We start from the raw sequence: 13,183 nt of genomic DNA, 5'->3' as shown, positions 1-13,183 counted from the left end.
GGGGGAGAAGGGGGTCCCACGCAAGCGAGGGCATCCACCAAAATCCCTCTCTCATGGAGAGAGGGAGGGGCCCGCCGCGTAGCGGTGGGAGGGTGAGTGGGTAGGCGAAGCCCCTGGACAAGCTTGGCGCTGTTGCAGATCCGGGTTCGCCCGGCCGCTCCGTCGCCTCCCCACCAACTTCAGCGGTAAACCGCGTGAAGCCGATGTCACTTGCCCCCACCTGGCCGCTTCGCGGCCTTCCGCCCCCGGAGGGGGCGGAAGGATCGCGCGACGCCTTCTTCCCCCTTCGGGGGAGGAGCGCCGCAGGCGCGGAGGGGGCCAGTGACCCTACTTCTCGAACACCACCTTGCCATCCACCACCGTCAGCACGGGCTGGGCCGTCAGGATCGCCTTGGGCTCAACCGTCATCAGGTCCTGGTCGAACGCCGTGACGTCGGCCTTCTTGCCGGCCTCCAAGGTGCCCAGCTCCTTCTCCCGGAACACCGCATAGGCCGGGGCCAGGGTCAGCATTCTCAGGGCCTGGGCGCGGGTGACGGCCTCTTCCAGGTGCCAGTCGGCGTTGGCGAAGCCGGTCAGGCTGTGGCGGTAGACGGCGGCGTAGAACTCGATGCGCGGGTCGCCGACCTCGACCGGGGCGTCCGAGCCGGCGGCCACGACGACGCCGGCGGTGAGGAAATCCTTCCAGCGATAGCCCTCGTGCAGGCGAGCCTGGCCCAGGCGGGCGGGGGCGAAATAGAGGTCGCCGATCGCGTGGCTGGGCTGCATCGAGGCGATGACCCCCAGCTTGGCGAACCGCGGCACATCGGTGTCGGCGACGATCTGGGCGTGCTCGATGCGCCAGCGGGCGGCCTTGTCGCCGGCGAGGCTCTGCTCGAACCAGTCCAGGGTCATGCGGTTGCCGCGGTCGCCGATGGCGTGCATGGCGACCTGGGCTCCGACGGCCTTGGCCTGCTTCATCAGCGCCAGGCCCTTGTCCTGGGGGGTCAGCTGCAAGCCCAGGCCTTCGGCGTCGCTGTAGGGTTCGAGCAGCGCCGCGCCGCGCGAGCCCAGGGCGCCGTCCATATAGAGCTTGATCCCGCGCACCCGGATCAGGCCGGTCGGATCGACCTGCGGGCCCTTGGAGAGCACCTCGGCCGCGCCGCTGGGATCCATGTAATTGTCGACCCGGATGTGGAAGCTGCCCTTGGCGGCCTCGTCGCGCAGCAAGGCCAGGTCGTCGGCCATGACGCTCATATTGTCGAGGCCGGTCCACCCGCGGGATGCATACAGCGCCCCGGCCTTGCGCAGGGCTTCGCGCTTCAGGGCCTCGCTGGGCGGCGGGATGACGCCGGCGACCAGGGCCTGGGCGTGGTCGATCAGCATGCCGTCGGGCCGGCCGTCGGTCCCCCTCAGGATCTTGCCGCCGGCCGGGTCGGCAGTGGCGCCCGTCACCCCGGCCTTGGCCAGGGCGGCGCTGGAGGCGACGCTGGCGTGGCCGTCGGACCGCTCCAGCACCACGATCCGGCCCGGCGCGGCGGCGTCGAGGTCGGCCTTGGTCGGGAAGCGCTTCTCGGGCCAGTGGGTCTCGATCCAGCCCCGGCCGAAGATCGGCCCGTCCGGATGGGCGGCGGCATAGGCCTTCACCGTCGAGACCAGCTCGGCCAGCGACCGGGTCTGGTCCAGGTTCAGGGTCAGCTCGCGCAGGCCGATGCCCGTCAGATGGGCGTGGGCGTCGACAAAGCCCGGATAGGCCGCGGCGCCCTTCAGGTCGAGGTCGCGGACGCCCTTGGCCGCCTTGGCCCGGGCGGCGGCCAGCGGGCCGACGAACAGGATCCTGTCGTCGCGGACCAGCACCGCCTCGGCGGTCGGGGCGGCCTCGACCCCGGTGTGGATCGGGCCGCCGTGGATCAGCAGATCGCCGGCGTGAGCGGCGGAAAACGGGGTCGCGGCCAGCAAGGCGGCGATGAGGATCCGGCGCACGGGGCTCTCCAAGCTCAGCAAGAATCGGAAAACGTATGGCGCACCCCTCGAAAGTCGCAACAGGCCTGCTATTTTTTCCGGATGACCGCCCAGGGTTTCATCCTCTTCGACACCGTGATCGGCCGCTGCGGCCTGGCCTGGGGCGAGCGCGGCCTGGTCGGCGTGCAATTGCCGGAAAGCTCGCCGGGCGCGGCCTGGGCGCGGCTGCGGCGGTGCTTTCCCGAGGCGGTCGAGGGCGATCCTCCCGCCGAGATCGAGAAGGTCATCGAGCGGATCCGCGACCTGCTGGCCGGCGGTCGCGACGACCTTTCCGACATCCCGCTGGACGTGGGCGAACAGCCGGCCTTCAACCTTCGGGTCTACGAGATCGCCCGGGCCATCACGCCGGGCGAGGTCTCGACCTATGGCGAGGTGGCCAAGGCGATGGGCGAACCCGGCGCGGCGCGGGCGGTCGGCAAGGCCCTGGGCGAGAACCCCTGGCCGATCGTGGTGCCCTGCCACCGCGTGCTGGCGGCTTCCGGCGGCATGGGCGGTTTCTCGGCCCCGGGCGGCGCGGAAACCAAGGCCCGCTTGCTGACCATCGAGCGGGCCAGGACCAGCGAGGTCCCGACCCTTTTCGACCTGGAGTTCTCGATCGCGCCGCCGCGCGGGGGGTAGGGAGCGTCCTTCTCCCCTTGCGGGAGAAGGTGGCGCCGCAGGCGACGGATGAGGGGTCGATAGTCCTGTCGGCTTGGCGCCCTGCACCGGCCGCTGGTCGCGGCGGACACGACTTTCGACCCCTCACCCGACCCGCTTCGCGGGCCACCCTCTCCCGCAAGGGGAGAGGGAAGATGGCCGTGAGTCCTAAAGGGAGAAACCCCTCCGCCCGCCCCGATTAACAGGTGCTAACGCGCGGCCGAACAGGGGCGAAACGAATCAGGACCGAATCGGCGACGTTCCCCGATTCAGTGTTTGTTCCCTACAAGCTATTGTAGCTTAAGGCGGATTAACCACAAATCGGTTTCGCCGGAGTCTCCGGAGCCGGCGGCTACTTCGCCGCCGTTTCGCCTGTCTTCTCTTCGGGCGGACACTCGGCGGAGATCCGCTTGGCGTTGAGGCTGCCGGCCAGGGCCATGCCGCTGATCGTCTTCAGATGGATGTCCATCTTGAAGCTCTCGGGCGAATAGACCCCCTCGGCCGAAACCGGCGAGACGCGGTCCTTCTTGTCGGTCCAGGTGCCCTTCAGCTGGATCTTGCCGTCCTTGACCACATTGGTCGTGTAGTCGCAGCGATAGCGGCGGGTGCAGATGCCGCGCGAGAACTGCTCGGCGTCGGCGGGCTTGAGGCACTTGGTCTCGCTGCTGACCGGGATGACGCCGATCTTGTAGTCATACTCCCAGTGGCCAGGGAGAATCGTCGCCTTCGCGGCGGCATGGGCCGGCGTGCGCACCACCGGCTGGGCCAGGCTGAAGCCGGCCAGGGCGACGCCGACGGCGAGCGCCAGGGCGGAGGCGGCGAGGGTGGTCGAACGCATACGGCGGGTCTCCTTCGTGCGGCCTATATATAGAGAGCCAAATGAACCGTGCTTGAAGGCGACGGTGAGGCGCGGAGTTCCTTCGCGCCGCGCGAGATCTGACGTGCGAGTAAGGGGCTCGAGGAGCCAAACCAGCCTTGACTCAGGGGGGAGCCTTCGCCTATATCGCCCGCTCTCGCGCGGTCGGCCTGGTCCAACCGTGTGCCCGAATTCATATCTTATGCGGGGCCAGGTTCTTTGTTGAGCCGGACGGCTTCGCCCAAGCCAAGGTAATCACTATGTCGCGCCGTTGCGAACTTACCGGTATCGGTCCGATGGTCGGCCACAATGTGAGCCACTCGAACATCAAGACCAAGCGCCGCTTCCTGCCGGCCCTGTCGCCCGCCACGCTCCAGTCGGAGTCGCTGGGCCAGAGCTTCAGGCTCCGGATCAGCAACGCGGCCCTGCGCACGCTCGACTTCAAGGGCGGCCTGGACGTGTTCCTGCTGGGCGCCAAGGACGAGCAGCTGTCGCCGCGCGCCCTGAAGATCAAGTCGCAGGTCAAGGCCAAGGCCAAGGCCGCCGTCCAAGCCGCCGCTTAAGGCTCGACGGTCTACCGACGACAGAAAGCCCGCCGGGATCGCTCCCGGCGGGCTTTTCGTCGTGGGTGGGGGCGGGGGGTATTCGCCCTGGGCGTTCAGGGCGACGGCGATGGGTGGATGGCTGACGCCCGCGTCGGTAGGCTGAGACAATGGAATTGCACCCGAGCGTCCTTACCCAGTTCTGTCGGACGCAAGCCCAGCTCATGGCGGCGTTTACCAGCCTCTATCCCGGCATCAGCTTTACGCAGGTGGTCTTGGACATACCCCGCCAAGGGCGCGTCGATACCGACGGAGCCGCTTGGACTTTTCAGCGCCATGGAGCCGGGTTGAGGTTCACGAGCGCTGTGGACGGGCGCGTCGTCGACATGCACCAAAACCTACCCCGATCGGATGTGATCGACACGTGGAGGCTGCTTCAGTACTTGGAATCACAAGGTGCTGATGAGCTGGAATTTGCGACCGTTGAGAAGGCGCTGGGCGCTGCAGCCAAGCGGTTGAGACTGAATGCCATCGGAGACCAGGCGTACGAGTTCTCCTGCTGATCGCAGAACGTCTGCGCTGGGGCGAAGTTGTCATTGGTCTTCTGCTCGTAAGCGGAGCTTCGTCCCGCGCCCGAAGCTGCATCCAGACAAAGCAAAACCCGCCGCGACTGAGCCGCGGCGGGTTTGGAAAGCTTGGTACTGCAGGCGTCGCTTAACGCGCGACGACGGCGCCCGACGACGGGTTGGCCGAGTTGTAGGCGCTGAGAGCCGGGTTGTTGATCTTGGCCACGGCGTCATTGACCGAGGCGCGGATGCAGGCCGGGTACAGATAGCCGGCGAGGGCTTCGCCACGGACGTCCTGCCAGCACACGGTCGAGGCGGCCTTGACGATGTCGGCGCGGACTTCGGCGGCCGACTTGCCGGCGACCTTGACGCGCATTTCGGCGGCCGAGGCGGGAGCGGAGGCGAACAGAGCGATGGCCGAGGCGGCCAGAACGATGGAGCGGATCATCTCGATGGTCCCGAAAGAGGGTTGTGAGCAACCCCCTCCAGACGCGTTCCCCTGACGGTCCGTTTCCGGTCTGTCGCCTGTTTGGCCGTCCCGTTGCATATAGCAACGTTCTACTGGGTTATCAATGGTTATGTTGCAATGCGTCCTTCGCGTGCAAAATAGAAGGTTCGCGCGCGAACAACCGATTGCGCGATCTGGAGCAGGCGCGAAAAAGCCCGCGAAACCGAAGTCTCGCGGGCCTCATTTCGACGCTTCGACCGCGGATTAGCGGCTGGCGACGCGCATGAAATAGACGCTGCGGCCTTGGGCCTTGTCGTAGGCGACCAGGTCGCGGCTGTTGGTGCGGCTGATGGCGTCACGGGCCACTTCGCGCACGCAATAGGGCGCGATGTCGGCGGCGTACGGATTGCCGGTCAGGTCGTCCGCGCAGATCTGCTTGGCGGCGTTGACGATGTCGGCGTGGACCGCGGGAGTGGCGCGGCCGGCGACCTTGACGGTGATTTCACCAGCGCTGGCCGAGGTGGCGGCGGCGGTGGCCATCAGGGCGCTGATGGCGATAACGAGCAGACGGATCATTTTGATAGTCCTGAAAAGGAGGTTGGATTCAACCGCCTCCAGGTGCGTTCCTCTGACGGCCCCGGGTTCTCGCCTCGTCGTCCGTCGAGGTCATGACTATATGTTACCGGTACCTATTGCAAGTGCGATGGTGCTGCTTTGGGAAAAAATATCAATACAATCATATAATTACCAACGAAACGGTCTCATTCGCAACGAAACGGCTTTAGCGTCTGCGAACGGGGCGCTTCTTCACCGGCGAGAGCATCGGCTGCGGCAGGGGCTGCGGCGTCCAGTCGAAGGCCAGCAGCAGGGTGCGCTGGTTGCCGATCGCGCCGTCGTCCGACAGCAGGTAGAGCCGCGTGCCGCCGGTGGGTGAGCGGGTCAGGGCCAGGCCTTCGTAATTGTCGCGCGGCGCCGAGCCGTCGATATGCAGGGCGGCGGTCGTGCGCTGTTGGGTCAGGGGCTTGGTCGGGTCGGAAATGAACCGCACCACGGCCCGCCAGCCGCGGATCGGGTCGAAGCCGCGATGCAGGGTGCCGACGGCCGTCCCCTCGAAGGGCGCGAAACCGGTCAGGCCCCAGGTGAAGTCCGGGCCCGATTGCGGCGGCAGCGACTTGCAGTCGGCCGACAGGCGGCACAGCCACACCTCGCCCTCCTCGCCGCCCACCAGATAGGCGTCGGGGCCGGCGGCGGGATAGGCCGACAGCGCCTCCATGCCCTCGTTGTCCGGGAAGACGGTGGCCGGTTTGGGCGCGGGGCGGGGCGTTCCCCAGGTCCCGTCCGGCAGGGCCGGATAGAGCCAGATCCGGTGATTGCCTTCGAAGCTGACCAGGCGGTCGCCGTTGGGCAGCACGGCCATGCCCTCGGCGTCGCTTTCGCGCTTGCCCTGCAGCGGCTGGCCGTTCAGGCCGACCAGAGGCCGCAGCTTGCCGTCGGTCAGGCCGACCAGCCGGCCGGCTTGGTCGAGCTGGAGCCGGGCCTCGAACAGGTCGCCCTCGTCGCTGATCGCCATCAGCTGGCCGCCCGCCCCGACCGCCAAGTCCGACAGGCCGTGCAGGCGCGACGTGTCGGCGCTGGTCAGGGCCAGGCCGCCGGCATAGGCGAAGCCGCCCTCCAGCGTCGTCTTGGCGGGATTGGCGGCGTCCAGCGGCACGGGCGTGGCGGTCACGCCGATTTCCGGTCCAGCCTTCACCGGCGCGGCGGGCGTGGCGACCACTACCGGCGGCGGCTTACGCGGCGTGCACTGGGTGGCGAAGCCGCTCAGGCCGCCGATCATCGACAGGGCGAGGGCCGAGCGCAGTCCGATCACGCCGGGACCTTGGCGGCTTTCGAAGGCTTGCCGGCCTGGGGCGTGACGACCGGCGGCGGCGCCAGCAGGCCGCGCGCACGGACGACGGCGCGAGGCTCTTCCTCGAACAAGGCGGCCAACTGCTCGACCAGCACGCCGCCCAATTGTTCGACGTCGACGATCGTGACGGCGCGGCGATAGTAGCGGGTGACGTCGTGGCCGATGCCGATGGCGATCAGCTCGACCGGGCTCCTGCCCTCGATCTCGGCGATGACCTGGCGCAAGTGGCGCTCCAGATAGTGGCCCGAATTGACGCTCAGGGTGCTGTCGTCCACCGGCGCGCCGTCGGAGATCACCATCAGAATGCGGCGGGCTTCGGGCCGGCCGATCAGCCGCTGGTGCGCCCACATCAGGGCCTCGCCGTCGATGTTTTCCTTCAGTAGGCCCTCGCGCATCATCAGGCCCAGGTTCTTGCGGGCCCGGCGCCAGGGGCTGTCGGCGGCCTTGTAGATGATGTGGCGCAGGTCGTTCAGGCGGCCCGGCGCGCCCGGCTTGCCGGCCTTGATCCATTCGTCGCGGCTGGTTCCGCCCTTCCAGGCGCGGGTGGTGAAGCCCAGCACCTCGGTCTTGACGCCGCAGCGCTCCAGGGTGCGCGCCAGGATGTCGGCGCAGATCGCCGCCACCATGATCGGCCGGCCGCGCATCGAGCCGGAATTGTCGATCAGCAGGGTGACGACCGTGTCGCGGAACTCCTGGTCCTCCTCCTGCTTGAAGGACAGCGGCGCGGTCGGGTCGATGATCACCCGCGTCAGGCGGGCGACGTCCAGCATTCCCTCCTCGAGGTCGAAGGTCCAGGCGCGGTTCTGCTGGGCCAGCAGGCGGCGCTGCAGCTTGTTGGCCAGGCGCGAGACCACGCTGGAGAGGGCCGACAGCTGCTGGTCCAGATAGGCCCGCAGCCGCGTCAGCTCCTCGGCGTCGCACAGGTCCTCGGCCGGGACGATCTCGTCGTGGGCCGTGGTGAAGATCTTGTAGAGCGGCTCGCCGCCCTGCGACGGACCGGTGTCTGGCCGGGCGGGCTTGGCGCCGTCGCCCATGTCCGGGCTCTCGTCGCTTTCCTCAACCTCGCCGTCCTGGTCGGACTGGACCATCTCCTCGTCGCCGGCCTCGGTCTCGCGGTCCGAGGACTCGCTTTCCTGCGGCGAGGAGCCCTCGGGCTGCTCGCCTTCACCCTCGCCCTGATCCTCGTCGGAGTTCTCGGTCGGGCTTTCTTCCTCGTTGCCGTCCTCGTCGTCGGCGCTCTCGGTGGCGTCGGACATCTCCTCGCCGAGATCGAGGTCGCGCAGGATCTCGCGGGTCACCCGCGCGAAGGCGGCCTGGTCGTCGATGGCGGCGGCCAGGCGATCCAGGTCCTTGCCGGCCTTCATCTCGATATCGTTGCGCAGGATGTCGACCAAGGCCTTGGCCCCGTCGGGTGGGGCGTCGCCGGTCAGGCGCTCGCGCACCATCAGGCCCAGGATCTCGGCCATCGGGGCGGACTGACGGTCGGTGGCGACGGCGCGGGTCAGGCCCTGCTTCTCCAGCCGCGCCTCGAGGGCGGCGGTGAGGTTCTGGCGGACGCCGCCCAGGGCGTTGGCGCCGATGGCTTCCAGCCGGGCCTGCTCGATCGACTCGAAGGCCGCCTGGCCGTCGGGCGAGGCCGGGCGGGCGCGGGCGTGGGCCATCGGATCGTGGTGAGCCAGGCGCAGGGCCATCTGGTCGGCGAGGCCGCGAATGCGGGCCGCCTCCCGGCTGGTCAGGTCGCGCGGCGGATGCGGCAGGATCGCCCGGTTGCCCAGAAGCTGCGGGCCGTCGCCCGAGAATACGACCTCCAGATCGGGGGTTTCGGCGAGCGAGCGCGCGGCGTGCGCCAGGGCGCGCTTGAAGGGTTCGGTCGGGCTTTCGGGCTTGGAGGCCATGGCGTCTGGGTTAGCCGCGCCGGGCGGCGAAAACAAGGAACGGCGTGCGTCTACGAGGCGTTGAATTTTGCAACGACGCCTCTCGTGCGTCCTTGGAAGGAAACCAGCATGCTCAAGTGGGCCATCATCCTCGCCATCGTCGCCCTGATCGCCGGCGGCCTCGGCTTCACCGGCGTCGCGGGCGCGGCGGCCGGGATCGCCAAGATCCTGTTCTTCCTGTTCCTGCTCGGCTTCGTGATCGTGATGTTGCTGGGCGCGACCGTGTTCAAGGCGGCGGCCGGCCCGAAATAGCCGCCGCGCGCCTTGCGCGGGCCGGAGCGATCGTCGACACGCCGCCGGCATGAGATGACGCTAGGACCCGTGGGTGGGCCCTAGCGTCCCGCGTAGGCCTTGGCCTGCCGGTCGACCAGGGCGTTCAGGTCGCCCATCTGCAGATTCACGTCGATCAGGTGCAGGCCCCAGTCCTTCAGGACGCCGCCGCCGACCACCACGTCGCCGGTGATCTCGTCGGCGCGCGGATCGGCGGGGTCGGCGTTCACCTTGACCGCCAGATAGGTGAAGTCGCCCTCGCTGACGCAGCGGGCCGAGATCAGGCCGGGCAGGGACACGAACGGCGTCGACACCGTCAGGTCCTTGGCGAACGGCTTCGGCGGTTGGCCCGAAACCGCGCCGAAGCCCTTGCTGCTCAGATAGGAATGCAGCACCGCCGGCTCGGTCGAGGCCTTGCCGGCCAGCAGGGCGGCCGGGTTCACGCAGCCGGCGCGGCGGCCCTGATCGTCGGTCTTGCCAAAGCGGCTGTTGGCCGGCGGCGGGCTCGTCTCGCGGAACGAGACATAGGTCACCAGGCAGCCGGCCTGGTCGGCCTTCACGCACAGCGGGATCGAGCCGAACTTGCCGTCCGCGACCGGCGTGTTCATGCCCAGGACATAGGCCGAGATCATCTGCTTCTGCGCGGGCTTGCCGTCGATCTCGTTCTTCAAGAGGTCCAGCAGCATCCGCGCGCCTTGGCTGTGGCCCATCAGAACCACGCCCCGGCCTTTGTTCTCGTTGGCCAGGTACCAGCGCCAGGCGTCGCGGACGTCGCCATAGGCCAGCGCGCCGTTGCCGGGCGAGGGCTGGCCCATCATCACCGCGCGCAGCGCCGCCAGGGTAACCTGGCGGTACATCGGCGCGAAGACGCGGCACCTGGACCCGAAGCGGGCCAACTGCTGCTCGACCACACGCCGCTCGGCGGCGTCGATGACCATGTCGCTGTTGCCGCCCGGATCGGTCGAGACGGTCGGATAGATGTAGAAGCAGTCGTAAGCCGCGTCAGTGGCGGGCCTGAAGGCCTCGGTCGAGGTCTTACCGTCGGCCTGGACGATGGTGGTGGTCTGGTCGACGGCGCAGGCGTCCTGGCGGCCGGGCAGGCACAGCCAGTTCTCGGTCTTGCCATAGTCGTTGGGGGCGGTGGACGCGACGGGGGCCTGGGCGCAGGCCACGGTCGTCAGGGCCAGCCCCGCGGTCAGGCCCAAGGCCGCCAAGGCCCTGCCGGCAAGAATCTTCGCCATCGTCGTCTCCCCAAAGCGCTCGAACGCTTGTTTGGCGCGGAGCATGACCAAAAGAACGGTGGTCGCCAAGAGGGGCCGGTCGGTTTTGGCCCGCGGGTTGCGAGGACAACCTCGAGCTGTCCCGCCCTGGGACGGCAAAGCTTTGTATCGAGGTGGGTGATGAACCTCAGGACTCTTCTGATCGCCGGCGCGACGGCGGCTTTCGTGGGCGGGGCGGCGGTGTCGCCGGTGCTGGCCGACGGCTTCCCCGGCGCGCCAGTCCGAACGCACGCTCCGGCCCATGTCTCGAAACGACCCAGGCCGCGCGTCAAGGTCGTCTATGTCGACCGCCCGGTCGTCGTGGAAAAGCGCGTGCCGGTCTATGTCGACCATCCGGTGACCGTCGAGAAGATCGTCGAGAAGCCGGTCGTGATCGAGCGGCCCGTGGTCGTCGAGAAGCGCGTCGAGGTGCCGGTCGAGAAGCTGGTCGAGGTGCCGGTGGACCGGATCGTCGAGAAGCGGGTCTATGTCGACCGCCCTGTCGACCGGATCATCGAAAAGCGCGTCGAGGTGCCCGTCGACCGCATCGTGGAGAAGCCGGTCTATGTCGATCGTCCCGTCGACCGCATCATCGAGAAGCGGGTCGAGGTTCCGGTCGAACGGATCGTGAGGGTTCCGGTGGACCGGATCGTCGAGCGGCCCGTCTATATCGACCGCACGGTCCGCGTGGACCGCGCGCCGCCGGTTCGGGACTGCGATTGCGGCCCGCGTCGCGAGGATCACGGCTATCGCGACTATCGCGGCGGCGCTGCGGTCGAGTCCTATGAAGAGACCTACGAGTCCGAGAGCTCACGCTACGAGGAGAGCAGCGACAGTTCCTACTACGGCGCCTCGGGGTACTCATCCGGCTCGCGTTATGGCGTCGGCGGCGGCTGGAACCCCCATGCCGAACCGGCTAGCGCCTGGGGCTATGTCGCACCGCCGCCGCTGCCGATGGGCTATGTCGGCCACGCGTCCGGCGGACGTGGCGGCGGCTATGGCGGCGTCGGCCTGGTCGGCGGCGGCTGGTCCAGCGGCTATGCCAGCGGTTCGGCGTCGAGCGCGGCGTCCGCCTCGGCCTCGGCGTCCAGCTCGGTCCATGTCGGCGGCGGCTATTCGGGTGGCGGCGGCTGCGGCGGCTGCGGCGGCGGCAAACACCACTAGGTCAGAGCGACAGCCAGCGACGCGGGCTCTTGTCACCGAGAGCCCGCGCCTCGCCTGACCTCAGGCCCAGCTCGCGCATGCGATAGGCGACGATCTCGCGCAGCGCCTCGACCGGCTCGGCCCCGCCCACGGGGCTGGAGGCCACCGAGCCGGCATTCATCGCCAGGTCCACGGCCGCCCACTCGGCCTGGGCCCGGTCGGCCTTGCCGACGGCGAAGTAGTGGCGGACGGGCGTACGCTCGCCCGGGACCTCGACCATCACGCCGATGACCCAGCCTTGAACGATCAGATCGGCGTCGGGGCGCTGGCGGAACATCCGCCGCATGTAGCGCCCATCGCCCCCGGCCGAAAGATCGAAAGGGCGAAGGTCAGCCGATCAGCTGGAACGCCGCCTGGCTGATCAGGCCCAGCACCAGCCAGCCCGACAGCACCAGAAGAACCACCGTGCTCCGCGACGAGCGCCGCCGCCGATGGTTCGGAAGTTCACGCACGAACGCCATCACCGCCTCCATGCTCGAGATGTTGCGGAGGCGTTAACGCGACGGCCGCGCTTTGGATGCGTGGCCGTATCAAAAAATGGCGAAAAAGTGACAGGCTTGGCCGTAAGGCCGTGAAAAAGGGCGGAGCCTCGCGGCCCCGCCCTTTGTCGATGACGTCGGCGCGAACAGATCTAGCGGACGCCTTTGGGCTTGTCCCAGTGAAGCTTGCGCACCTGATTGGCCTTGGTGTCGATCACGGCGGTGCAGAGGACATCAGCAACCAGCATTTGGTTTTCCCACTGGGTCTTCTGCGGCTTGTCGAAGGTCGGCGTGCTTTCGCCGCGGCTTTCGAAATAGAGCGGCGCGCGCGGGCGGGCGACGATGACGAAGGCCCCGTTCTCCTTGAGCGACCGCGCGCCGTCCGGAGGCAGGACGATGGCGGACATTGTCGTCGGGATCACCATCATGCTGGCGTTGTAACCGTGTACGGCATCGTAGGAGCCGTCATGCATGCCCAGGAACACGCCTTGGCGCTGCTCGCGCGTGACGTCGATCTGGATCTGGGCCCCCATCGCGTTCGTGCCCGTGTAGGAAGGCTCCGCGTGCTTCGAGACGGTCTGGGCCAGACAGGCGACCGAGTTGTTGCCGAGAAGGCGGTTGACCTTCCCCACCGTGAACACCGCCGAGCGAGGAGGCCACACGCCAGGGCATGAACGATAATGATAGGGCGGAATGAAGATGTTCTGGTTGTCCGCGTTGTAGGTGATCAGTTCCGGTGGGATCTTCCAGGCGAAGACCAGCTCTTCGGTGTCCCCGAACGCCTGCTTGCCGACGTTCGCCAGGCGGGCTTTGTAGGCCTCGGTGGTTTCGAACTCGTCCTTGGTGACGTTGACTGACCGGGCCTTGTCGAGGATGGCCGAAAAGTCCTGGGTCGCTGGGATCCCGCCGCTCTCCAGCGTGGAGCATGCGCCAGCATAGGCGAGTTGAGGAACCAGTGCGGCCGCGCAGATCGCCGCCATGAGTTTGTGCTTCAAGAAACATCCCCCAAGGACATGTGCGCTCTCGAGCGCTACCTGAGGTGTTTTTGGCATGTGGTAGTGGCCGCGCCAAGAGCACGAAAAAGGG

General features: G+C 68.0%; 15 protein-coding genes. 5 read left to right on the top strand and 10 right to left on the bottom strand.

Annotated elements, in window-relative coordinates; translation table 11 throughout:
- Positions 1-327 precede the first annotated feature (327 nt).
- Positions 328-1,959 carry an amidohydrolase gene (locus ASC70_RS07440; protein WP_056048203.1) on the bottom strand — a complete coding sequence of 544 codons (1,632 nt, stop codon included), beginning with the start codon at positions 1,957-1,959 and terminating at the stop codon, positions 328-330.
- Between the two features lie 81 nt (positions 1,960-2,040).
- Here ASC70_RS07440 and ASC70_RS07435 point away from each other — a divergent pair, with 81 nt between their 5' ends.
- Positions 2,041-2,616: a methylated-DNA--[protein]-cysteine S-methyltransferase gene (locus tag ASC70_RS07435; RefSeq protein ID WP_056048199.1), complete on the top strand. Its 576-nt coding sequence runs from the start codon at positions 2,041-2,043 to the stop codon at positions 2,614-2,616.
- A gap of 370 nt (positions 2,617-2,986) precedes the next feature.
- Here ASC70_RS07435 and ASC70_RS07430 read toward each other — a convergent pair whose 3' ends face one another.
- Positions 2,987-3,472: a DUF3617 family protein gene (locus tag ASC70_RS07430; protein ID WP_056048196.1), complete on the bottom strand. Its 486-nt coding sequence runs from the start codon at positions 3,470-3,472 to the stop codon at positions 2,987-2,989.
- A 278-nt stretch (positions 3,473-3,750) separates the two neighbouring features.
- Here ASC70_RS07430 and rpmB point away from each other — a divergent pair, with 278 nt between their 5' ends.
- Positions 3,751-4,053 carry a 50S ribosomal protein L28 gene (gene rpmB, locus ASC70_RS07425; protein ID WP_047408390.1) on the top strand — a complete coding sequence of 101 codons (303 nt, stop codon included), beginning with the start codon at positions 3,751-3,753 and terminating at the stop codon, positions 4,051-4,053.
- Between the two features lie 203 nt (positions 4,054-4,256).
- Entirely contained in the window at positions 4,257-4,595 is a 339-nt protein-coding gene (locus tag ASC70_RS07420) for a hypothetical protein (protein WP_156396146.1), read from the top strand.
- Between the two features lie 151 nt (positions 4,596-4,746).
- Here the strand turns inward: ASC70_RS07420 and ASC70_RS07415 are convergent, their stop codons facing one another.
- The 4 genes from ASC70_RS07415 to cobT all read right to left on the bottom strand — a co-directional run bounded on the left by ASC70_RS07415 (position 4,747) and on the right by cobT (position 8,847).
- Positions 4,747-5,046: a hypothetical protein gene (locus ASC70_RS07415; RefSeq protein ID WP_047408380.1), complete on the bottom strand. Its 300-nt coding sequence runs from the start codon at positions 5,044-5,046 to the stop codon at positions 4,747-4,749.
- Positions 5,047-5,310: 264 nt separating this feature from the next.
- Positions 5,311-5,622: a hypothetical protein gene (locus tag ASC70_RS07410; protein WP_056048190.1), complete on the bottom strand. Its 312-nt coding sequence runs from the start codon at positions 5,620-5,622 to the stop codon at positions 5,311-5,313.
- Between the two features lie 205 nt (positions 5,623-5,827).
- A complete protein-coding gene (locus ASC70_RS07405; protein ID WP_056048187.1) occupies positions 5,828-6,913 on the bottom strand; it encodes an esterase-like activity of phytase family protein in 1,086 nt (361 codons plus the stop codon).
- On the bottom strand, positions 6,910-8,847 hold the full coding sequence (cobT, locus tag ASC70_RS07400; protein ID WP_056048185.1) for a cobaltochelatase subunit CobT: 1,938 nt from the start codon (positions 8,845-8,847) through the stop codon (positions 6,910-6,912). The genes ASC70_RS07405 and cobT overlap by 4 nt, the downstream gene beginning before the upstream one ends.
- A 108-nt stretch (positions 8,848-8,955) precedes the next feature.
- Here cobT and ASC70_RS07395 point away from each other — a divergent pair, with 108 nt between their 5' ends.
- Positions 8,956-9,138: a DUF1328 family protein gene (locus ASC70_RS07395; RefSeq protein WP_047408368.1), complete on the top strand. Its 183-nt coding sequence runs from the start codon at positions 8,956-8,958 to the stop codon at positions 9,136-9,138.
- 80 nt (positions 9,139-9,218) lie between these two features.
- Here ASC70_RS07395 and ASC70_RS07390 read toward each other — a convergent pair whose 3' ends face one another.
- Complete coding sequence (locus ASC70_RS07390) at positions 9,219-10,397, bottom strand: DUF3089 domain-containing protein (RefSeq protein ID WP_056048182.1); 1,179 nt, start codon at positions 10,395-10,397, stop codon at positions 9,219-9,221.
- 159 nt (positions 10,398-10,556) lie between these two features.
- Between ASC70_RS07390 and ASC70_RS07385 the strand changes: the two genes are divergently transcribed.
- The gene (locus ASC70_RS07385; RefSeq protein WP_082539828.1) at positions 10,557-11,579 is read left to right on the top strand and encodes an IMCp domain-containing protein; all 1,023 of its coding nucleotides are present in this window, start codon (positions 10,557-10,559) and stop codon (positions 11,577-11,579) included.
- Between the two features lies 1 nt (position 11,580).
- On the opposite strand, the gene ASC70_RS07380 is transcribed toward ASC70_RS07385, so the two are convergent.
- The 3 genes from ASC70_RS07380 to ASC70_RS07375 all read right to left on the bottom strand — a co-directional run bounded on the left by ASC70_RS07380 (position 11,581) and on the right by ASC70_RS07375 (position 13,077).
- Positions 11,581-11,895 carry a hypothetical protein gene (locus ASC70_RS07380; RefSeq protein ID WP_056048179.1) on the bottom strand — a complete coding sequence of 105 codons (315 nt, stop codon included), beginning with the start codon at positions 11,893-11,895 and terminating at the stop codon, positions 11,581-11,583.
- 52 nt (positions 11,896-11,947) lie between these two features.
- Entirely contained in the window at positions 11,948-12,079 is a 132-nt protein-coding gene (locus ASC70_RS25540) for a hypothetical protein (RefSeq protein WP_235519285.1), read from the bottom strand.
- A 170-nt stretch (positions 12,080-12,249) separates the two neighbouring features.
- A complete protein-coding gene (locus ASC70_RS07375) occupies positions 12,250-13,077 on the bottom strand; it encodes a hypothetical protein (protein WP_056048174.1) in 828 nt (275 codons plus the stop codon).
- Positions 13,078-13,183 lie beyond the last annotated feature (106 nt).

Source organism: Caulobacter sp. Root343, assembly GCF_001425745.1.
Lineage (GTDB): Bacteria > Pseudomonadota > Alphaproteobacteria > Caulobacterales > Caulobacteraceae > Caulobacter.
The sequence above is the reverse complement of the archived record's forward strand: the minus strand, read 5'-3'. Positions and strand labels throughout refer to the sequence as shown.